This is a genomic window from uncultured Maribacter sp. (genome assembly GCF_947500405.1).
GTDB lineage: Bacteria > Bacteroidota > Bacteroidia > Flavobacteriales > Flavobacteriaceae > Maribacter_B.
The window spans coordinates 480,237-502,733 of the sequence record NZ_CANMRY010000002.1; the positions used below are offsets into that span (position 1 = coordinate 480,237).

General features: G+C 30.9%; 19 protein-coding genes and 1 tRNA gene. 7 read left to right on the plus strand and 13 right to left on the minus strand.

The genetic code is table 11. The annotated features are described in order from the left end of the window. The first annotated feature begins 200 nt into the window (after nucleotides 1-200). Nucleotides 201-1,088 carry a DUF1080 domain-containing protein gene (locus Q0945_RS04265; protein ID WP_299431108.1) on the plus strand — a complete coding sequence of 296 codons (888 nt, stop codon included), beginning with the start codon at nucleotides 201-203 and terminating at the stop codon, nucleotides 1,086-1,088. 4 nt (nucleotides 1,089-1,092) lie between these two features. On the opposite strand, the gene Q0945_RS04270 is transcribed toward Q0945_RS04265, so the two are convergent. From Q0945_RS04270 to Q0945_RS04305, 8 genes are all read right to left on the minus strand, one after another. Next, nucleotides 1,093-2,721 (minus strand): S41 family peptidase, encoded by a 1,629-nt coding sequence (locus Q0945_RS04270; protein ID WP_299431170.1) that lies wholly within the window; start codon nucleotides 2,719-2,721, stop codon nucleotides 1,093-1,095. Next, nucleotides 2,705-3,088: a ribonuclease P protein component gene (rnpA, locus tag Q0945_RS04275; RefSeq protein WP_299431109.1), complete on the minus strand. Its 384-nt coding sequence runs from the start codon at nucleotides 3,086-3,088 to the stop codon at nucleotides 2,705-2,707. The genes Q0945_RS04270 and rnpA overlap by 17 nt, the downstream gene beginning before the upstream one ends. 330 nt (nucleotides 3,089-3,418) lie before the next feature. After that, nucleotides 3,419-4,579 (minus strand): serine hydrolase domain-containing protein, encoded by a 1,161-nt coding sequence (locus Q0945_RS04280; RefSeq protein WP_299431111.1) that lies wholly within the window; start codon nucleotides 4,577-4,579, stop codon nucleotides 3,419-3,421. 135 nt (nucleotides 4,580-4,714) lie between these two features. Then, the gene (locus Q0945_RS04285; RefSeq protein WP_299431113.1) at nucleotides 4,715-5,830 is read right to left on the minus strand and encodes a helix-turn-helix domain-containing protein; all 1,116 of its coding nucleotides are present in this window, start codon (nucleotides 5,828-5,830) and stop codon (nucleotides 4,715-4,717) included. A 42-nt stretch (nucleotides 5,831-5,872) separates the two neighbouring features. Continuing rightward, complete coding sequence (locus Q0945_RS04290; protein WP_299431115.1) at nucleotides 5,873-6,589, minus strand: SDR family NAD(P)-dependent oxidoreductase; 717 nt, start codon at nucleotides 6,587-6,589, stop codon at nucleotides 5,873-5,875. 27 nt (nucleotides 6,590-6,616) lie between these two features. Then, entirely contained in the window at nucleotides 6,617-8,461 is a 1,845-nt protein-coding gene (locus tag Q0945_RS04295; RefSeq protein ID WP_299431117.1) for a M1 family metallopeptidase, read from the minus strand. 77 nt (nucleotides 8,462-8,538) lie between these two features. Then, nucleotides 8,539-10,173 (minus strand): S8 family peptidase, encoded by a 1,635-nt coding sequence (locus tag Q0945_RS04300; RefSeq protein ID WP_299431119.1) that lies wholly within the window; start codon nucleotides 10,171-10,173, stop codon nucleotides 8,539-8,541. A gap of 37 nt (nucleotides 10,174-10,210) precedes the next feature. Then, nucleotides 10,211-11,071, minus strand: coding sequence for an MBL fold metallo-hydrolase (locus tag Q0945_RS04305; RefSeq protein WP_299431121.1), 861 nt, complete (start codon nucleotides 11,069-11,071; stop codon nucleotides 10,211-10,213). 430 nt (nucleotides 11,072-11,501) lie between these two features. Here Q0945_RS04305 and Q0945_RS04310 point away from each other — a divergent pair, with 430 nt between their 5' ends. Both Q0945_RS04310 and Q0945_RS04315 read left to right on the plus strand, forming a co-directional pair. Beyond that, entirely contained in the window at nucleotides 11,502-13,319 is a 1,818-nt protein-coding gene (locus tag Q0945_RS04310; protein WP_299431123.1) for a sodium:proton antiporter, read from the plus strand. 181 nt (nucleotides 13,320-13,500) lie between these two features. Then, nucleotides 13,501-13,734, plus strand: a complete 234-nt coding sequence (locus Q0945_RS04315) for a hypothetical protein (protein ID WP_299431125.1) — start codon at nucleotides 13,501-13,503, stop codon at nucleotides 13,732-13,734. 72 nt (nucleotides 13,735-13,806) lie between these two features. Here the strand turns inward: Q0945_RS04315 and Q0945_RS04320 are convergent, their stop codons facing one another. After that, a complete protein-coding gene (locus Q0945_RS04320; protein WP_299431126.1) occupies nucleotides 13,807-14,037 on the minus strand; it encodes a GTP-binding protein LepA in 231 nt (76 codons plus the stop codon). Between the two features lie 97 nt (nucleotides 14,038-14,134). Then, a complete protein-coding gene (gene lepA, locus Q0945_RS04325) occupies nucleotides 14,135-15,931 on the minus strand; it encodes a translation elongation factor 4 (RefSeq protein ID WP_299431128.1) in 1,797 nt (598 codons plus the stop codon). Nucleotides 15,932-16,176: 245 nt separating this feature from the next. Between lepA and Q0945_RS04330 the strand changes: the two genes are divergently transcribed. Further along, nucleotides 16,177-18,576 carry an outer membrane beta-barrel family protein gene (locus tag Q0945_RS04330; RefSeq protein WP_299431130.1) on the plus strand — a complete coding sequence of 800 codons (2,400 nt, stop codon included), beginning with the start codon at nucleotides 16,177-16,179 and terminating at the stop codon, nucleotides 18,574-18,576. Nucleotides 18,577-18,578: 2 nt separating this feature from the next. Here Q0945_RS04330 and Q0945_RS04335 read toward each other — a convergent pair whose 3' ends face one another. Next, nucleotides 18,579-18,794, minus strand: a complete 216-nt coding sequence (locus Q0945_RS04335; RefSeq protein ID WP_299431132.1) for a hypothetical protein — start codon at nucleotides 18,792-18,794, stop codon at nucleotides 18,579-18,581. Between the two features lie 241 nt (nucleotides 18,795-19,035). Here Q0945_RS04335 and dusB point away from each other — a divergent pair, with 241 nt between their 5' ends. Then, nucleotides 19,036-20,031, plus strand: a complete 996-nt coding sequence (dusB, locus tag Q0945_RS04340; RefSeq protein ID WP_299431134.1) for a tRNA dihydrouridine synthase DusB — start codon at nucleotides 19,036-19,038, stop codon at nucleotides 20,029-20,031. Between the two features lie 183 nt (nucleotides 20,032-20,214). Here dusB and Q0945_RS04345 read toward each other — a convergent pair whose 3' ends face one another. After that, nucleotides 20,215-21,420 (minus strand): FtsX-like permease family protein, encoded by a 1,206-nt coding sequence (locus Q0945_RS04345; protein ID WP_299431136.1) that lies wholly within the window; start codon nucleotides 21,418-21,420, stop codon nucleotides 20,215-20,217. A gap of 3 nt (nucleotides 21,421-21,423) precedes the next feature. Continuing rightward, entirely contained in the window at nucleotides 21,424-21,816 is a 393-nt protein-coding gene (gene rbfA / locus Q0945_RS04350; RefSeq protein WP_299431138.1) for a 30S ribosome-binding factor RbfA, read from the minus strand. 70 nt (nucleotides 21,817-21,886) lie between these two features. Here rbfA and mce point away from each other — a divergent pair, with 70 nt between their 5' ends. Both mce and Q0945_RS04360 read left to right on the plus strand, forming a co-directional pair. Next, nucleotides 21,887-22,288, plus strand: a complete 402-nt coding sequence (mce, locus tag Q0945_RS04355) for a methylmalonyl-CoA epimerase (protein WP_299431140.1) — start codon at nucleotides 21,887-21,889, stop codon at nucleotides 22,286-22,288. A 61-nt stretch (nucleotides 22,289-22,349) separates the two neighbouring features. After that, nucleotides 22,350-22,423: transfer RNA gene (locus Q0945_RS04360), tRNA-Ile, on the plus strand. Nucleotides 22,424-22,497: the final 74 nt, after the last annotated feature.

The following is a 22,497-nucleotide window of genomic DNA, read 5'->3' on the forward strand; positions in this document are numbered from 1 at the left end:
TGGGTTTGTTTTATTAATGGAAAGCTTTTTAAAAAAGAGGTAAATACTAGAGTAAAAGACGCATTATTTAGCGGAACTCCTTTTTTTAATTAAAATACAGAATTATAAAAAGAAAGCACCAACTTGTTAGTTTGTTAAAATAATTATAGCAGTTCACAAAATAGGGAGTAACTTATAAAAAATTACAAAAAAATATCTTTATGTCATTTAACAAAAACTTAAAAAACGCGAGTTCATTTTTACAGGCAATAATGGTATTGTTCTGTTATCTTATTTCGGGATTTACCACGGCACAGGAGGATGGTAAAGAATGGAAAAATTTATTTAATGGTAAAGATTTAAGTGGTTGGACAACCAAAATACAACACTATGAAACGGGCGATAATTTTGGAGACACATTTAGAGTAGCTGATAGTATTATACAGGTTAGATATGATAAGTATGAAGGGGATTTCAATGACCGTTTTGGACATTTATATTATAATACACCATATTCCTATTTTCATTTAGAAATGGATTATCGGTTTGTAGATGGTTGGTATGTAAGTGCACCTGCCTATACTAATTTAAACAGTGGAATTATGTTTCATTCGCAAGACCCTAAAACAATGCTGAAGGATCAAAATTGGCCTATTTCTGTAGAACTACAACTTTTAGCCGAAATAGAAAAAGGAATAAAAAGACCTACAGGAAATATGTGTTCTCCAGGTACCGATGTTATTTTTAATGGTGTAAAAAGCGCGGAACATTGTTTACGTTCTACTTCTAAAACATATCCTAAAGGACAGTGGGTAAGAGCAGAGTTAATCGTTTTAGGAGATTCTATTGTAAAACATATTATAAATGGAGAATTGGTTTTAACATACACCAAGCCAAAAGTAGGAGGTGGTCCAATAGAAGGGCATAACCCAAAGATAAAAAAGGACGGCCAATCTTTAACTCAAGGTTTTATCGCTTTACAAAGTGAAGGACAAGCAATAGATTTTAAAAATATTAAAATTAAAAACCTAAAAGGGTGTATGAATCCTAAAGCTAAAAACTATAGAAAATATTATATTAAATCAGATGAAGCTTCTTGTGAATTTTAAATTACTACTTTAAAATAGAAGTATATTTTTCATTGGCATTTAATAACTCTGTAGCAGCAAGAATAGCTTCGTCTTTTAGTAAATAGTAATTGTAAAGACCTTCTCTATAGAAATAACGTTTTACAATTTCGTCCTCTAAGTTCTTTTGTATTTCTTTTTGGAAGGTATCTAAAGCGTTTAATTTACTTTTTTCCATTTCGGCTAATAAATTTTTATACCCTTCTTGTACATTAGAACCATAAATTTCTTTATCATCGCCAGATAAAGCCTCCCTTAAGGCTTTTTGGGATTTAGTTTCAAAAGAAAAATCGCTATTAGAAACAAAGTTTTTAAAACCTTCAAAATCATTACTTGTAAAAGAAAATTTTGATACATTTTCCACTTTATTTTTATAACTATATTCTGTAGCGTAATCAAAAATAGTATGGCTAGCTAATAAGGCTTTTGTTAAGTCATTAGTTTTTGCTGCTTCAATTTCTATATCTGGTAAAACACCACCGCCATCTTGTACTTTACGTCCGTTTCGGGTTTTAAAATCATTAAACTCTGTATTTCTAACAGCATTTCCACTATCATCTCTATTCCAATAGTCTAGTGCTTGTATACATCTACCAGAGGTTGTGTAATAACGAGATATGGTCACTTTAAGCTGCGTGCCGTAAGTTAGTTTCATTGGACGTTGTACCAAACCTTTTCCAAAGCTTCTGGCTCCCATAATAACTGCTCTATCCAAATCTTGTAAACTACCAGAAACAATTTCGCTTGCAGAAGCACTTCTACCATTTACAAGAACCACTAAAGGTATTTCTGTATCTACTGCTTTGTTTTTAGTTTTATACTCTCTATTAAACTTTTTTACTTTAGATTTTGTAGTAACTATAAGTTCTCCCTTAGGAACAAAAAGATTGGTAACATTTATGGCTTCGGATAATAAACCACCTGGGTTGCCTCTTAAATCTAAAATTATTTTTTCTGCTCCTTTTCCTTTTAAATCTTTTAAAGCCTCTTTTGTTTGGTCTGACGCTTTAGCATTAAATTTAGAAAGAACAATATATCCTGTTTTGCCATCTACCATTTTGTAAAAAGGAACGGCATCTACTTCAATTCCTTCTCTCTTAATGGTAGTTGTTTTGGTTTCCCCTTGTCTTTTGTATGTTACCGTTACAGAAGTACCATTAGCACCTTTTAAAAGCTCACTTGCATTATCATCAAAATCGGCAACATTAATATCTCCTATCTTTATTATTTCGTCACCAGCTTTTAAACCAGCCTTATCTGCAGGATAGTCTTTGTATGGTTCTACTATTAGTAATTTATCTTTATAAGAGCGCACTAAAGAACCTATTCCAGAGTATTCGCCAGCATTATTAATTTTATAAGCTTCAACATCCTGTTCATTTAAAAATTTGGTATAAGGGTCTAAATCCTCCAACATATTTTTAATAGCAGTATCCATTAATTCTGCAGGGTTGGTTTCATCTACATAATTCATGTTTAGCTCTTTAAAAAGCGTTGTAAAAATTTCTATTTGCTTAGCTATTTCAAAGAAATCACTTTTAAAACTAGAACCAGTAACTAAAATTGCTATTGCAATGAAAGGGATTAAAACTTTTTTTTTAACCAATTTGTGCATTTGTTTTGGCATTAAATTTTTTAAATAAATGTTGTAATTGTTTTTCAATTACAGGATAGGTTGGCATTTCTTTACCAATGTATAAAATTAAAAACGCATAGCTCCTTTCGGTATTGCCTGTAACTATGGTTTTGTTAAGCCTATAAGCCTCTCTAAGTAAACGTTTTACGCGGTTTCTTTTTACTGCACTTTTAAATTTTTTTTTAGAAACTGCCACTCCTGCTTGTACCTTTATTTGGTCTGGAAGAGCAGTTTCTAAATAGATTAGTTTTAAAGGAAAACTAGTAACATTTTTGCCTTCCAAGAACAACTGTTCAATGCGTTTTTTGCTTTTTAGTTTTTCTTTTTTTGGGTAAGACAAGTCCATAATTTATTGTGCTATCATTTAGTGTAAGAAACGCATAGCAGTTGAAAAAGTACTATGTTTTAATTGGCACTAAGTCAAATATAAATAATTTGCTTTTACCATTTTTCGTAAATTTTAATAAAAGAAGCATAAATCTTTTTATATAGGGTAAATACATTATGAACCTTAGTAATCCTAAGTATTTTTCTGTTGTTTTTATTTTCTTCTAAAAGTTTTAATCTTAAACAAATTAGTAGTAAAACAAAATTTTTCTCAAATGTAGAATGCAAGGAAATGTTTCGTTTTGGACTAAGTACAAAGTTAAAGTTTATTGTTTTGTTATATGTAATTTTATTCGTTAACTAATTCCATTAATCGTAATGCCACAGCTTCGACGGGGATATTTTCATTTATTGAAATAGCTATAATTACTTTAGTTTTTATATCAAACAAAGCAATGGTTTTATAATTTTCAGTCCCTCCGCTATGCCCAATCCACATATTATCTGTACTGTTAATTTCTTTAAAATCGTACAACATTATTCCATTTCCATAATATTGTCCTTTATTAAACATTGGGTATAAATTTTTTAACATATCGTGTACCATTTCTATAGGAAGTATTTTTCCACTAAGTAGTGCACTTAAAAAAACTGCGATATCTTTTGAATTACTTATGACATTACCTGCTCCCAAAGGTCCTGAAGAATCTTTAGGTATAATAGTATCTTTGTTATGAGCCAATGCCAAGTTAGAAGGTATTTCTTTAGATGCTTCTAATGTTTTTAGATGTAGTGAATCTGAAATTCTTTCTTTCACGACTTGTTCAAATGTCTTAGATTCTATTTTTTCTGTTATTAACGCTAATAGCAAATAGCCGGTATTTGTGTAGGACCAATATTCTCCTGGCTTAAATAAATTTTCTTTGGCTTTTGAAATTTCTAAAAGTCCAATTGGACTATCATCTTTGTCGCTGTAATGAAAATTTGGATCTGAATTGAAACTATAAATTCCATTGGTATGATTAAGTAATTGTTGAATCGTTATTTTTTTTGCATATTGAATATCAGGAAACCATTTGTAGAGTTTGTCTTCTAAAGAAAGTTTGTCTTCTACGATTAATTGATGAACTATTGTACTTGTTACTAATTTGCCTACACTTGCCCAGTAAAATACTGATGAACTATCTACAACTATATTATCGGGCTTAGAAATGAAGCCTTTATTTGTTTGCCAAATACCTTTTTCGGGAATTAGTATAGTAGCTGTAATTCCTGCAATATTATGTTGTTCAAAAAGGTCATCGATATGCTGGTCTAATTTTGATTTTAAATTATTAACTAACCCTTGATCTATAGTATATTCTGTTAAATACGGAATAACCTCAATACTTGGTTTTTTATGTTTTGGTGCTCCTTTGTATTTCCCTTGAGCAAGTAAGGTGGAGTCCGATGAGCAAGAAAAAATTAATAGTCCTATTAAAAACCCAAGTATTAAATTTAGTTTTTTCACTTTGCAAAGATTGTTTTAAATGTTTGTTAAGGTACAGGTGCATAATTTGTATAATGACAAAAAAACGAATTTAATTTAAAGGATTCATCTGTTGAGTATGAACTATATGTCCATAATCATGATTATGGACATATTTTATTTATCGAGAAAATCAGAAGGGTTTTTTCCAGTAATGGTTTTGAAAGTACCATTGAATGCTGACTTAGAACTAAACCCAGATTCTAAAGCAATGCCAAGTATTGATTTGTTTTTCTCTTTAGGATCCTTAATGCGTTTTATGGTATCTGTAACCCTAAAAGTATTTACAAAAGTGTTAAAATTAGTATTATGATAGGTGTTAATTAGTCCCGAAATATATCGTTCTGGTAAATCGAGTATAGTGGCTACTTCATTTAAAGTTAATTTTTGTTGTCTAAATATTTTTTCATATTCAAATAAAGCGTTTAATCTTTCTAGTTCTTTTTTATCATAAAATTGAGGGAATTTTTCTTTTATGATATCCTTTTTTAAAACTTTTGGGATAGTATTAAATGTAGGGTTAAAATAGTTTATATAGCCAAGAATAAATATAAAGAGTAATAGTATTACTTCTATTATAGGATATAATTGAAAGTTAAACACAGAAACTAATAACCAAAAAATTGTTAAGAATGAAAAGACTAAAAAGAAGAAATAAAGTTTTGAGAGTTGACTAAAGCTACTTTTAGTTGGTTTAATTATTTTTAACCTTGTATTTAAAATCTTTAATTTTTTGGCAAAAGAGAAGAGAACAATAATCATTACAATAACGGGTATTTCTTCTGTAAAAGTGTGCCAAATAGAATTTAATTCTAAACGATAATCTGTTCCAAAGATTTTATTTCCGTAATATAAGGGTACTTCTATTGAGATTTCTAATACTGCAGGTAAGAATAGAAAAAAGTGTTTAGGTTTAGGCTGAAATGTTGGTTGGGTATTTAATTGCATAAACAACCATACCGCGGGTGGTGTTATTAAATAGGACCCAAATAGCCAAAAAGGAATTACATATTTGGAACTGTGGTATCCCATACTTATTCCCCAAATGTGTAAAATCTCTAAAGTAATTACCATTGTAATTAAACCTAAGAAAAAGTTGGAGTAGTTTTTCTTAAGTAGACCCGAAAGCAATGCAAAACTTAATAAAGAGCCTTGACCAGAAACTAATAAAAGGATAATTTGTTCAAAGTTTACCATTTCTCGGACGTCATAGGAATACAATATTATTGACATTGATTTTAATTATTGTCAAAAGTTTAATGTTGTAATGCGTTTTTATAATTTTTCTAATACCCAACTTGGAGCAATTTTCATAGTCCAAGCGATTAACCTCCATCTTTTAGTAATATAAATTTTTCTCTTTTCTTTTAAAATTCCTGCATAGATTTGTGTTGAGGCTTTTTTTACAGGTGCAACCCAAAATAATCCATCTCCTTTAGCCATAACGGTATTAACAAAACCAGGTTGAACATCCGTAATTTTAATATTTAATCTTTCATTTTTTACAATACACCTTAAAGCTTCAAGATAATTTGCTTGAAAAGCTTTAGATGCACTATAAGAAGGGCAATGTCTATTCCCTCTTAGTGATGCAATCGAAGATATACCAACTAAATGTCCGTAACCTTGTTTTTTGAATTTAGAAAATACAAATTCATATATTTTAGCTATTCCATTAACATTTGTTTTAATTATTTCATTTTCAATTTGCCATTCTAATTCTTGGTTTAAATCAGATATTCCAGAAGAAACTACCACTAAATTCACGGATTCTAATTTTTTAAAAAGAGATTCCATTTTTATATCCGAAATATCTATTTCAGTAATATCGTGCTGTAGAGTTAAAATTTTGTTATTAGAACTTTCTTTTATTTCTTTTAGTAATTTTTCTCTTCTGCCTGTTATTGCAACTTTCCAATTATTAGTAGTTAATACTTCGGAAAGGCTTTTACCAATTCCAGAAGTTCCACCAATAATTATGGCATTTTTCATTTTATCCTTACAAGCTTGTTTATTAATTTACTGCTTCCATGTATTGTTAGTTGAGTCTACATCTGCCATTAAGTTAGTATGATCTAAGACTATAGACTGTATTTTATCAATAGGCTTTTCTATAGTAAAATTGTATGTAGAAAATGCCCAAGGCCAATCTGGTAATACGGTAGCTTGTATACCTTCTTTTTCACCCCGCATCATTCGTAAAGCTGTGTAAAAAGTTTCTTTTGTACCATCTATATAAGTCACTAAAATTTCTTGAGGCATAGGCATTAATCCAATACGCTCTAGTGTAACTTTAGTTTTTTCTCCATCTTCTTTTACTTCTTTTATTGCATAATCTATAGTATTGGTTGTTTGCGTCCAATCAGTTAAATACCAATCTAACTCTATGCCAGTTACTTTTTCTGCAGTACGTTTAATATCATTTGGAACGGGGTGCTTAAATTTAAAATCGGAATAGAATTTTTTTATAGTTTCTTGTAGTTTTTCTTCTCCTATAATATATCCTAGTTGGGATAAGAAAATAGAACCTTTACTATAAGCAGAAATACCATAAGCCATGTTGTTATGATAACGATCAGCATGTGTGGTCTGTGGTTGTTCTTGTCCAGATTTTACTAAATATTGATACCCTTTATACGTTCCTTCTAAAGGGTTTGTTTTATTAGTACCCATTATTTCGTTCATACAAAGTGTAGAAATATAAGTAGTAAAGCCTTCATCCATCCATTCGTGTTTAGCCTCGTTACTGGCTAAAACATGCTGAAACCAGGAATGTGCTAATTCATGAGCCATAACACCAACTAAACTTTCAAATTTTCGTTCTCCAGTGATTAGGGTGCTCATTGCGTATTCCATACCACCATCTCCTCCTTGAATAACGGAATATTGTTTATAAGGATATTCTCCTATGTTGGCATTAAAATAGGTCATTGCCGCAGCCGTTTTTGGTTGTAATTTTTTCCAGTTTTCTTTAATATTTGGATTGTCTTTGTACAAAAAATGTAACTCTATACCATTTTCCATTTTTAGAATATCATGTACATATTCTGGATCGGCCGCCCACATAAAATCGTGTACTTTAGGGGCTTTAAAATGCCAGGTTAAGGTTTTGCCTCTTTGTTTTTTTATTTTGGTTCCAGAAGTTTCATAGCCATGACCAATTTCATTAGGATTTTGCAAATAACCAGAACCGCCAACTGTATAGTTTTTATCTATCGTAATTTTTACATCAAAATTTCCCCAAACTCCTTGAAATTCTCTTACTATATATGGGTCTGCATGCCAACCTTCAAAATCGTATTCTGCTAGTTTAGGATACCACTGACTCATAGAAAGAGCTACTTTTTCTGTGTTATTACGCCCAGAACGACGAATTTGAATAGGAACTTGCCCTTTAAATACCATTTCTAAGGTAGTTTTTTCTCCAGAGGCAATAGGTTTTGCTAATTGCACCTCTAATACTGTACCTGCTTCAGAAAAAGCAACTTTTTTTCCATCTTGTTTTAAAGAAGTGGCGTGTAAAAAACCTATTTCAGAATCTGATAATGGAGCTATTCTACTTTTTTTTTCTTTGGTAACCATTCTTCCGTCAGGATCCTTAATGCTTTGTAGTCTTGCATCCATTTCACTACCTGGTTGAAAAGCATTAAAATATAAGTGGTAATAAACTTTAGAAATTTCGTCTGGCGAGTTATTGGTATAAACTAAAGATTGTGTTCCAGAAAATAAATATGTTTTTACGTCTACAGAAACATCCATAGTATAATCTACATGTTGTTGCCAATAACTTGTATTGTTTTGTGCAAAAAGAGAACTTGTTATACCAAGCACTAATAAAGTACAAAAAGGGAGAAGTTTTTTCATCGTTTTTATTTTTTTAGTCGTAAAAAAAATGTCTTAACTCCTTTAAAATTTAAGGAGTTAAGACATGTATTATGAATTTATAACTGTGTTTTTCCTGCAGAAACGTTTTTAGCCATTAATAAAGCATTATAGGCGTTTACAATTTTCCCAGATTTAGAAACTTTATCTAAAGTACTACTATTAGCATTATCGCCACCAAGTATAATTTTAGTATGAGGTGCTAAACCAGACTGCATAATTATTTGTTTTATTTGTGTTGCTTTTAAGGTTGGATATTGCGACATGATAAGTGCCGCAACACCTGCCACAGCAGGGGCAGCCATAGAAGTCCCTCCCATAGATTTATATTTATTACCAGGTATTGTAGAATAAATTGCAGCACCAGGAGCAAAAACGTCTACATTTTGTAAACCATAGTTAGAAAAAGGCGCTACCATTTCTGAACCATATCTTTCTGCTAGAGCACCAACAGTAATTACATTATTAGCTATTTCTGTACCAGAATAGTTATTATGATCATTAGGGAAATTAGGATTGTTGGCATCGTCTATATTATGACCATCATTACCTGCCGCGTGAACAATTAAAACATTTTTAGATGCAGCATATTTAATAGCATCATATACCCATTCTGCTTTTGGAGAGAAAGATTTTCCAAAACTACAGTTAATAATTTTTGCACCATTGTCTACCGCATAGCGTATTCCTAATGCAATATCTTTATCATATTCATCGCCATTAGGCACAGCTCTTATACTCATAATTGCAACGTTGTTTGCTACACCATTTGCTCCTTTACCATTGTTACGTTCTGCACCAATTATACCTGCTACATGCGTACCGTGGCTTTCATCTTCTACTCTATTTTGAGGATTTCCGTCACCGTAACCTAAATCGTTAATATCATAAGGATTATCGCCAACCTCTTTACGACCATTAAAATCTTTATTTAGGTTATAATTAGCACTTTCTGTAAAGTGTTTTATTCCACCATTAAGTTCTTCTAGAACTTCAGGAATTGTATCTGCATAGTTAAGCATTTGCATTAAAACCGCAACATTTTGTTGCATAGTCTGGTCTTCCGATTTTATACCTATTAAATCTTTTTTGGTGTATGTGTCTTTTCCTAAAAGTTTTTTTACTGCGGCGTCCGATGTTTTTACTTGTTGTAAAATTTGTTCGTATTGCTGCTTGTTTTGTACCGCTTCTGGGTATTTTTTGTCTAGTTCTGCTTTTGCTTTTGCAAGCATAGTAGGCGTTCCTATGTTTAAGCGCAACATACGTGCAAATTCTAGCTGTTCATTGTAAGACTCTCCTAAAAAATTATACCCATGTATATCATCTACATAACCATTATTATCATCATCTTTTCCATTACCCGCTTTTTCTTTGGTATTTGTCCAAAGCACCCCATCTAAATCTTCATGTTTTAAATCCATTCCAGAATCTAAAACAGCAACAATAACTTTTTTTCCTTTTTTGTTATGAATAAGCTCTTTATAGGCTTTATCTACACTCATTCCAGGAATAGTATCTGTAACTAAATCTAAATGACCCCAATTTTGTTTTTCTTTTTCAGTAAGGTCTGCTATTTTAAGTGGTGTTTTATCTATGTTTTCTACAGGAGTAGTTACAAGGTTGGTTGCACCGCAACTCATTAATAAAAGTGCAGAAGCTAATCCTGCAAATGGTTTAGAAATTTTAATAGTCATATAAAATTTATTAGTTATAATTTAAAATGTTTTGAGCTTAATTAAAATAAGCATTAAATGTATAGGTGTTTTCTAATCTCACCCCTTTTTCTGTAGTTTTTAAAGAGCACATTTGGTTATGCGCATCATGTTCAAAAAACAAGAGATACTCTTTATCTACTGCATTTTTCAAAAATACTTCTTTTTCTGTTAAAGTTACTAGTGGTCTAGTGTCATAACCCATTACGTATGGCACAGGCAAATGACCAACAGTAGCTATTAAATCTGCTGTAAATACAAGAGTTTTTCCTTGATAATTTATGTGTGGAAGCATTTGTTTTTCAGTATGACCATCAACAAATAGTATTCCAAAACCTAATTCAGATTCTTTTAGGAAAGAAGTTTCTCCACGTTCTATAAATTTTAATTGCCCACTTTCTTGCATCGGCAATAAGTTTTCTTTTAAGAAAGATGCTTTTTCCCTCACGTTAGGTTGGGTGGCCCATTTCCAATGTTCTTCATTTGTCCAGAAGGTTGCATTTTTAAATGCAGTCTCATAACCTGTATGGTCTTTGTTCCATTGCACACTTCCGCCACAATGGTCAAAATGTAAATGAGTCATAAAAACATCGGTAATATCGTCTCTATGAAAACCAATTTTTTTTAGAGAATTATCTAAGGTATAGTCTCCCCATTGGTAATAGTAATTAAAGAATTTCTTGGACTGTTTGTTACCCATTCCAGTATCAATCAATATTAATTTTTTTCCATCTTCAATTAATAAACACCTGGCAGCTATATCTATCATATTATTAGCATCTGCAGGATTAGTTCTTTGCCAGATTGTTTTGGGTACAACGCCAAACATTGCACCACCATCCAATTTAAAATTACCAGTTTCTATAGGGTGTAGTTTCATAAAAAAATGAATTTTTGCAAATTAAGAAATATAGAAGGTAAATTAAGAATTAGGAGGTTTTATTGGGTGTTTTTTAACAGCTTAAAGTTATTTACTATAAACTGTAGTATTATTTTAAATATGGTTGCTTGTTTTCATTGTATTTTATGGTTCTTTGTTTTGGAAAGTATTCCTTAATTTTACGTTCTTTTTTACTAACAGAAAGTAAAATTATTTTTGACAGTTAAATAATAGATAATACTAATTGTTTTGTAAAAAAAATCCAACCAATAATGGGTAAAAAAATATTGATAATATAGTGCTAAGCAAATGAATTTGTTTTACACTTATAAGAGTTTAGACCAAGTAAAATAATATATTATTTAGGAATTAAAGTCCTGTAAAAACACATAATTAAAATAAAAAAAGTAAATTTCTAAAAATTTAATATATGGTAGAATTAGCAGGTATTGTTATTTTGGGAATAATAGCGCAGTGGGTTGCTTGGAGGCTAAAATTACCAGCTATTTTACCGTTAATACTCATAGGATTATTAGTAGGTCCTGTATCCACATTATATACAGAAGACGGGTTAAAGTTAATAGAACCTATTTGGAATGGTACAAAAGGTCTTTTCCCTGGAGAGGGTTTATATTATTTTGTTTCCTTAGCTATTAGTATTATTCTTTTTGAAGGGGGTTTAACCTTAAAAAGTTCCGAAATTAAAAACGTAGGCCCTGTTATAACAAAGCTAATTACGCTTGGTTCTGTAGTTACTTTTTTTGGAGCAGGTTTAGCAGCTCATTATATTTTTAATCTAAGTTGGCAAGTTTCGTTTCTTTTTTCAGGACTTATTATTGTTACAGGACCTACAGTAATTACACCAATACTTAGGAATATTCCTTTAAAGAAAGATGTGTCAGCAGTTCTTAAATGGGAAGGAATATTAATAGACCCCATTGGAGCTTTAGTAGCTGTTTTAGTTTATGAGTTTATAGTAGTAGGAGAAGGACAAGCTTTTACACAAACAGCATTAATAGAGTTTGGAAAAATACTGTTATTTGGAGCAACTTTTGGTTTCACTTTTGCCCACGGTTTAATTGTTTCTATTAAGCAAAAATTTATTCCTCATTATCTTCTTAATGTAGTGTCTTTATCTACGGTGCTTCTGGTTTTTGTTGTTTCAGATATATTTGCTCATGAATCTGGTTTACTTGCGGTAGTTGTTATGGGAATGGTAATAGGCAATAACAACTTACCAAACTTAAAAGAGCTGTTATATTTTAAAGAGTCTTTAAGTGTTATTTTAATATCTATATTATTTATTCTATTAGCTGCGAATATTAATATTTCGGATATGGAATTAATTTTAAATTGGAAAACACTTGCTCTTTTTGCTGTAATAGTATTTGTTATAAGACCAATAGGAGTTTTTTTAAGTACTCAAGGTTCTAATTTAAAAATGAATGAAAAGCTCTTTATTGGCTGGGTAGGACCAAGGGGAATTGTGGCAGCAGGTATAGCTTCTTTATTTGGGTCTAAATTAATAGCAAGAGGAGAGCCTGGTGCAGAATACATTACACCGCTTGTTTTTATGATTGTTTTAGGTACGGTTTTACTTAACGCTACTACTGCAAGGTTATTTGCAAAGTTAGTAGGTGTGTTTTTAATAAAGTCTGAAGGAATTTTAATTATAGGAGCCTCTAAGGTTTCTAGATTAATAGGACAATATTTAGCTAAAAATAATAGACATGTGGTACTTATAGATAACAACCAGACCAATGTAGATAAAGCAACAAAACTAGGTTTAGAAGCAATAGAAGCTAATATTTTTTCGGACACATTAGAAGATAATATAGAGTTAAATGATATGGGATATTTAATGGCTTTAACAGGTAATTCTGATATTAATAAATTTGCTATTAATAAATTTCAAAAACAATTTGGTGAAAATGGAGCGTTTAGGTTGGTAAGTAGTGACGAAATGAATAAGCCTGAAAACAACCCAAAAGAAGGTCTTTTTTCGCTTTCTGATGATTTTATTAAATTAACAGAAGTAGCAAGAGAGTTTCCTACTATTAATGAAATAGAAATTACAAGCCCGGAGCATTATTCAGAACTTTTAGAACTTACAAGGAAAGAAATCTTTACAATTCCATTGTTTATTAAAGGTATTAAGGGAAATCTTGAAATAATTTCTTCTATAGATGCAGAAACTAAAACTATTGCTAAAGGATTTAAGCTTGTTTATTTAGGAAAATCTTTATAATAAATCTTCATTTATTATATACCAAAACGTTAGTTATATATCTATAATTATCCATTTCACAACATTTACCTACAAAATAAAAGCTTTATAAGAATATAACTACAAAGGACTCGTTTACTTTTTTCAAATTAATTTAATAAACCAAAAACCAAATTTAATTATGAAAAAAGTTTTATTATTTATGTCACTTGCATTAGCCGTTAGTTTTACTAGTTGTTCTAAGGATGATGACGATAAATCTTGCGATTCTTGCGGGTCAGGAGATTCAAAGATAGAAGTATGCGAAAATGGAGATGGATCTTTATCCGTAACAATTAATGGGGATACAAATACAATTAGTGAGTCTCAATTGCAGGGACTATCTGTTGATGTATACAAGAAAACTATTTGTGCCGCTGCTGCATTCGGTAATTAGAGAAATAATAATTTTATAAAGCGCTCCTTTGATTATTCAAAGGAGCTTTTTTTTAAAAAATGTTGCTCGTAGCTAAGAAAAAGGCTGGGCTTTATTAATGGTTACTGTAATATCTTTCTCATTTATTTGGTAATTGGCACCAGCAATAAGTTGAAAAAAGTGAACCGAAGATTCTCTTTTAATCTTGTTTATTAGCATAGACTCATCTATGTCTCCACTTTCTTGTCTCCAAGTAAAAATAGAACGCTCTTCTAACTGAATAATACTATGTTTAGCGGTAAATTGAGCAATGTATAATGTCATAATCGGGGGATAATTAGGACAGCAAAAATAGGAAGAAATACTATTATTTTTATAGTTGTAAATAAATAATATTAACAATGCCTATGTTGCTAAATATTTAATCATTAAGCTTTAATACGGCCATAAATGCTTCTTGGGGAACTTCTACATTACCTACTTGGCGCATACGTTTTTTACCTTTTTTCTGCTTCTCTAAAAGTTTACGTTTACGAGAAATATCACCACCATAACATTTTGCAGTAACATCTTTACGTAATGCTTTTGTGGTTTCTCTAGAGATTATTTTGGCTCCAATAGCAGCCTGTATAGGAATATCAAACTGTTGTCTTGGTATAAGCTCTTTTAGTTTTTCACACATTTTTTTACCAATAGTTACCGCATTATCCGCGTGTATAAGGGCAGATAAAGCATCTACAGGTTGTGCGTTTAATAAAATATCTACACGCACTAATTTAGAAGTACGCATACCTATAGGAGCATAATCAAAAGAAGCGTATCCTTTAGAAACTGTTTTTAAACGGTCATAAAAATCAAAAACAATTTCGGCTAAAGGCATATCAAAATTAAGCTCTACTCTTTCTGTTGTTAAATAGGTTTGGTTAGTAATTTGTCCTCTTTTTTCAATACAAAGAGACATTACATTACCAACAAAATCAGACTTTGTAATTATTGTAGCTTTAATATATGGTTCTTCTACACGATCAATACTAGAAGGGTCAGGTAAATCTGTAGGGTTATTTACAATTAAAGCTTCTTCTGGGTCTTTACGTGTGTACGCATGGTAACTAACGTTTGGTACTGTGGTAATAACGGTCATATTAAACTCACGTTCTAAACGTTCTTGAATAATCTCCATATGTAGCATTCCTAAGAATCCACAACGAAAACCAAAACCAAGAGCAGCACTACTTTCTGGTGCAAAAACCAAGGAAGCATCATTAAGCTGCAATTTTTCCATAGAAGCACGTAGTTCTTCAAATTCATCAGTATCTACAGGGTAAATACCAGCAAATACCATTGGTTTTACATCTTCAAAACCATCAATTGCATTTTTTGTAGGGTTTGCAGCATCGGTAATAGTATCTCCTACTTTTACTTCGCGGGCATCTTTTATTCCAGTAATTAAGTACCCAACATCACCAGCCTTAATACTTTTTTGTGGATGTTGTTCTAGTTTTAAAGTACCAACCTCATCGGCAAAGTAATCTTTATTGGTAGCAACAAACTTAATTTTTTGTCCCTTTTTAATTTCTCCGTTAATAACTCTAAAATAAGTTTCAACCCCTCTAAAAGGATTGTAAACAGAATCGAAAACTAATGCTTGTAAAGATTCATCAGGATTTCCTTTTGGTGCAGGAACACGATCAATAATTGCATTTAAGATTTCTTCTATACCAATACCTGTTTTAGCACTTGCAGGAATAACTTCTTCAGCATCACATCCTAATAAATCTACAATATCATCTGTTACTTCTTCAGGGTTTGCACTTGGCAAATCTACTTTATTAAGTACTGGTATAATTTCTAAATCGTTCTCTAATGCTAAATATAAATTAGAAATAGTCTGTGCTTGTATACTTTGAGCAGCATCTACTACTAAAAGAGCTCCTTCACAAGCAGCAATAGATCTAGAAACTTCGTATGAAAAATCTACGTGGCCAGGAGTATCAATTAAATTAAGAATATATTCTTCTCCTTTATAAGTATACTCCATTTGTATGGCATGACTTTTAATAGTAATACCACGTTCTCTTTCCAAATCCATGCTGTCAAGCAATTGCTCTTTTTTTTCTCGATCAGTGACAGACCCTGTAAAATCTAATAACCGATCCGCTAAAGTACTTTTACCGTGATCAATATGAGCAATGATACAGAAATTTCTAATATTTTTCATAGGAACAAAATGAGCAATTATATTTCTTTTTTACCGTAGTATACGGTATTTAAAAGCAATTGCAAATATAACTTAATTTAAGTACTGATATATATGCATTTTATAGAAAATAGAAGCTGGGTTTAAGATTTATTATGGAAAAACCCTCTTTTTCTTATTTTATATTATTGTTTTTACAAAGCCACATAAATCGTAGGGTTATTCTTAGATATATTTAATATATTTACTGTATAGCTAAATCTTATATGAATAAAAATTACCTACTCTTTTTATGGTCTTTTTTTATTTTTTTTATTGTTTCCGCTCAGGAATTTTCTGTTTCAGGAAAAATTGTTGATGGTGTTCAGAATCCAATTTCTTATGCTACCGTTGTAGTAAGATCATTAGATTCGGTACTTTTAAAAGGCACTTCTACTAATGAAGACGGAAGTTTTACAATAGAAAAATTAAAAAAAGGAAAGTATTACATCTCTGCAAGTTATATTGGAAATTATTCTTCTTTTGTTACGATTAACATTGGTTCTAATATTGTTGTTGATCCAATTACAATACCTCTAATAGAACAAAATCTAGATGAGGTTGTTGTTACACTACAAAAACCTAGATTGGAAAGACAAGCAGACAGATTGGTTTATAACATAGCTAACACTGCTTTAACAGATTCAGATGTTTGGGATGTTCTTAAGAAAACACCGTCGGTACATATTTCTGGAGATAAAATACAAATTAAGGGAGAAGATAAAATAGGGGTAATGATTAATGGTCGTAAAATTAATTTACCAAAGCAAGATATTTTTAATTTATTATCTGGAACCAGTGCAAGCAACGTAGAGTCTATAGAGGTAATTACCAATCCGCCATTAAAATATAGTGCAGAAGGCGGAATGCTTATTAATATTGTAATGCGCAAAAAATTATCTGAAGGTTATAATGGGGCAATATATGGGAGTTATAAACAAGGAGTTTTTGCCAAAAATACTTTGGGTACAGACCATTATTTTAAGGGAAATAAAACAGATTTTTCTATAAACTATGCCCTTACTAAAGATAAAAAGACAACCAAATTCACAGATATTACTAATTTTTTTGAGAATGATATCCCGAATTCTATTTGGACTGCTAACCAAGAAACTATTAACAAACAAAACAAGCATTTAATAAGTCTATATTTTGATTATTATTTAAATGATAAAAATCATATAAGTATTTATAGCCTTAATACTATAACACCAAAAGAAGATAGGTTTATTGCCTCTAAAACGAGAATAGAAGAAGAAGGCGATAATTCTAGTTTTAACACCTTTATACTTGATAATAGGAATAAGCTAAATACCTCTTATTATTTAGATTGGATACATAAATTAAGAAAAAAAGGAGAAGAAATTTCTTTTGGTTCTCATTATACATTTTATGATACAGCTATAAACCAAAACTTAAGCACAGAATTTTTTAACTCTTTTGGAGAACCAATTAACGAAAGTAATTTTAGTACAGATTCTTTTCAAAAAATAAATTTATATAATGCGCAAATAGATTACATAACTCCAATAGGAAAAAAAGCAGCAATAGAGGCAGGTATACGTTATGCAGGAATAGAATCTAAAAATACCATTAAACAAGAAGGTTTTGATAGAAGCCAACCAGGAATAAACCCTACAGAAGATGGTACCTTTAATTATGATGAAGATATTTTTGCTGCATATTCTAGTTTTAATACAAAATGGAGTAATTTTAAATTAAATACCGGTTTGCGTGCAGAATATACCGAAACTATAGGCTTTTTAAACACCACAGGTATTAAAAATAAAAGAAGTTATTTAGAGTTATTCCCCTCCTTTTCTTTAAATTATTTACTTAATAAAAAGAATAATTTAAGACTTTATTACTATAGAAGAATTAATAGACCTAGGTATAATAAAATAAACCCTTTTCAGTATTTTCAAAATAATAATTCTGTAATAGAAGGGAATCCAAATTTATTACCAGCAACAAGAAACTATTTGGCTTTAGAATATGTTTATAATAAAACTTATGCTGTTGAGGTTTTTTACAGAAATGAAAAAAACCAATACAGAGAGCAAGTTTTTCAAGACAATGACTCTAATTTATTGCGCTATTTAAGTTATAACATTAATAGTAATATTTCTTATGGGATAGATTTATCTTTTAATAAAAACATTACATCTTATTGGGATACTTATGTATTGTTTTCTATTATGAATAAAGAAAATGAATTTATAAATTTTGGGTCTAATGAATTAATAGAAAATAGTTTACGGTATTATGTTACAAGGTTTAGAAACAGTTTTACACTTTTAACAGATAAAAGCTTAATGGCCGACGTAAATTTTGGGTATTATTCCCCATTAATTTCTGGTAATAATAGGTATTCATCTATTAGTAGTCTAGATATAGATTTGCGAAAAACACTATGGAATAAAAAAGCTAGTATTTCCTTAGGAGTTTCAGACATTTTTAGACAAAGTAACGATTTTAGCTCTAGAATTTATTTAGACCAAAATAATACCACGTATACAAGAAGAGAAAATAGGCTTTTTAAATTTTCTTTTAGATATAAGTTTGGTAATGAAAAAATTAAAAGTAATAAAAAGACTAAACGTAATGCAGAGCGAGGAAGAATATAATCTTAAAATCCTCCCATTAATCCACCGCAAACGCCCAAACTTACTAATAAGTAAACACCAGCCAAGATAAAAAATGCTTTGCTGGCTTTTAGCTTTCCTTTACCTCTTAAAATAAACCCTATTATTAATAATAAGATTGCTGGCCCAAACATTAATGCAAAAAGAAATGTAACTAGGCCATATAAATTTCCAACTTCTAATGGAAGAATTACTTGCATTATATTTCGTTTTGTAGTTCTTTTAAACGTGCTAATTTAGCATCTCTATTAAAAAGGTTCATAGTTTCAAACGGTAGTATTGAAAGCCAATAAAAAAAGCAAAATACTCTAAGATTAGGTGCAGATTAATTTTCATTCCAAAAGAATAGGTTCATACGGAATAGAAAAGCTTAAAAATATAGAACTAAGATAGTAGCATTTTCTGTTTTTACAGCTACCGGAATAGTGGTAAATTTGCATCATGCCAAAAATTGGAGACATACAATTACCAGATTTCCCGCTATTACTTGCACCTATGGAAGATGTGAGTGACCCACCTTTTAGAGCTTTGTGTAAAGAACAAGGAGCAGATGTGGTTTATACTGAGTTTATTTCTTCGGAAGGACTAATTCGTGATGCTGCAAAAAGTGTAATGAAGTTAGATATTTACGAAAAAGAACGCCCAGTAGGAATTCAAATATTTGGTGCTAATTTAGATTCTATGCTACGCTCTGTAGAGATAGTAGAAAAATCTAACCCAGATATTATAGATATTAACTTTGGTTGTCCTGTAAAAAAAGTAGTTAGTAAAGGTGCTGGAGCAGGAATTTTAAAAGACATAGATTTAATGGTTTCTTTAACCAAAGCAATGGTAGAACATACAAAGCTGCCAATTACGGTAAAAACTAGATTAGGCTGGGATGAAAGTTCTATTAAAATTGTGGAGGTTGCAGAACGCATACAAGATGTTGGCTGTAAAGCTATAGCTATACATGGTAGAACTAGAGCGCAGTTGTATAAAGGAGATGCGGATTGGAAACCAATTGCCGAGGTAAAAAATAACCAAAGAATGCATATTCCTGTATTTGGAAATGGCGATGTAAATACACCAGAAGCTGCTGTAAAAATGCGTGATGAATACGGTTTAGATGGGGCAATGATTGGGCGAGCAAGTATTGGGTATCCTTGGTTTTTTAAAGAAGTTAAACACTTTATAAATACAGGAACACATTTAGAACCGCCAACTATGGAAGAGCGTGTTACAGCCGCACGTAGGCATTTACAAATGTCTATAGATTGGAAGGGCGAAAAATTAGGTGTTTTTGAAACCAGAAGACACTACACAAATTACTTTAAGGGTATTCCAGATTTTAAAGAATATAGAATGAAAATGGTTACTAGTGATGCTTCTAAAGATGTCTTTGCTACTTTTGATGAGGTTCTAGAAAAATTTGGAAATTATCAGTTTCGTAGATAGTTTTTAGTTCTTGGCCCTTTTTTAGTAAAAAGAATTAAGCATAAAGTAGTTCATCTTGAATCATGGCTTTAATGCCTTCATTTTCTATTCTCTCTTCTTTTTATTAATGAAAAATAGTTGTTTTTTTCTAATTTTTTAAGCCAGAATAATTTTCTTACCAACAGCCAACAGCCAACAGCTATCTTAAGCGGTAATAAGTTTTTTAGAAATTCTTCTACTGGCAACTAAAGAAGCTAATACTCCTAACACAATAATTGTTGCTAAAACTATTAGTACGTTACTAAAGTTATATTGAACGGGATACGATAGGGTTGGGGTAATTTTTAACCATCCAAAGGCTAACTGCGAACCAATTAATAAAGAGCCTAATAAAACACCAATAAAACCTCCCAAACTAGTAACTAAAACACCTTGTAAAAAATAAATTTCTCTAAGCTCGTTTATGGTGGTTCCTAAGTTGTAAAGGGTTTTAGAGTTTTGTTGTTTATCAAGAATCATCATTATTATAGCGCCAACAACATTAAAAAGAGCAATAATTAAAACCAAAGTAAAAATAAGGTAGGTAGCTAAGTTTTCGGTATTTAGCATTCTATAAAGTGTACTGTTTAATTCTTTTCTGTTTTTAATATTAGCTGCTGGTAAAACAGTTGCTATTTTCTTTTTTAATTCATTTAAAGTAGCATCGTCCGAAATTTTAAAATTTATGCCAGATACTTGCGTATTTTCTTTTTCTAGTAAGGCTTGTACTAATGGTAAATCTGCAAAAACATACTTTTTGTCAATATTTTCTTCAATAATATATACGCCACTCATTATTAAAGCAAGCTCATTATAGGGTTTAGTCTTAAGCGTTAGTTGCGATGTATTTCCTTTTCCAGGCTTTGGAGCAAGAATAACCAAAGGGTTTCTATATTGGTTAATGGTAAGCCCTAATAAATTTGCAATACCAATACCAGTAACACCCTGTTTAAGGTTAATAGCCCAATCTCCGTATTGTATAGTACTATCAATACCTGTTACTTTAATGTAATTAGAATCTACCCCTTTTATATAAGCAATATGGTTTTTTTGTCGGTGCGATAAATAAACTTTTTCTTCTATTTCTTTAGAATAAGAAGATATTCCTTTAATTTTTAAAAGTTGCTCCTCTTGTTCAGGGGTAATAGAAAAGAATTTTCCCGTTTGCGGCAAGGCTTTTAAGTCTGGATCAATAGTGTTAGTATAAGAAAGACTGAACTCTTTTAAACCAGCAAAACCAGATAAAACAATAAAAAGAGCTGCAGAACCAACAACAATCACAAAAAAAGTAATGAAATTTATAATATTCACTGCATTTTGATTGCTTTTAGAAAACAGATACCTTTTTGCAATGTATAGAGGAAAGCCCAATGTTTAGTATTTTTTTCTTTTGTCTAAAAGGTCTCTATTTTCAATAGGGTTTTCTTCTCCTTTTAGAGAATCTTCTATTTTCTCTATGTAGTCTAAAGAGTCATCTAAATAGAACAACAATTCAGGAACTCTACGTAATTGATTTTTAGTTCGTTGCGAAAGTTCATGTTTTATAAGCGGTTGGTTAGACTGTATTCCTTTTAAAAGCTCTTTTGCCCCTTTATTAGGAAAAATACTAACGTATATTTTAGCTATAGATAAATCTGTAGTTATGTTAACTTTAGACACAGAGATTAAGGTGCCTTTAAGTCCGCCATCTATTGCGGCACGTTGTAAAATATCTACAATATCTTTTTGTATTACTCCGGCTATTTTTTTCTGTCTTTGCGTTTCCATACCACAAAAGTACGCAGAATATTGAGTAATTTAGTTTTTACCTATATTCATATCTAAAAATAGTAACATTTTGAAGAAAATAGAACATATTGGTATTGCTGTAAATAGTATAGAAACGTCTAATATTTTGTTTAAAAAACTATTGGGAACTCCTTGTTATAAGGAAGAAGAAGTAGCATCTGAGGGAGTTAAAACTTCTTTTTTTAAGACAGGTCTAAATAAGATTGAATTGTTAGAGGCAACAAAGGAAGATAGCCCTATTGCAAAATTTTTAGAAAAAAAAGGGGAAGGCATACACCATATTGCTTTTGAGGTACAAGATATTGTTGCCGAAATAGCTCGTTTAAAGGAAGAAGGCTTTACTATTTTAAATGAAATTCCTAAAAAAGGAGCTGATAATAAACTAGTTGCCTTTGTACATCCTAAAACTACCAATGGGGTTTTAATAGAATTGTGTCAAGAAATAGTATAGAAGCGCCGAATTTCCTTGCAACATAATAAAATAAGTAGTAATATTGCAACCGCATTTTGCGGGTCCTATAGCTCAGCTGGTTAGAGCACCTGACTCATAATCAGGGGGTCCATGGTTCGAGCCCATGTGGGACCACACAAAACCTCTCAAAACACTTGTTTTTGGGAGGTTTTATTTTTTTAAGGGGGCAAATTAGGAGGCTTTTTTAT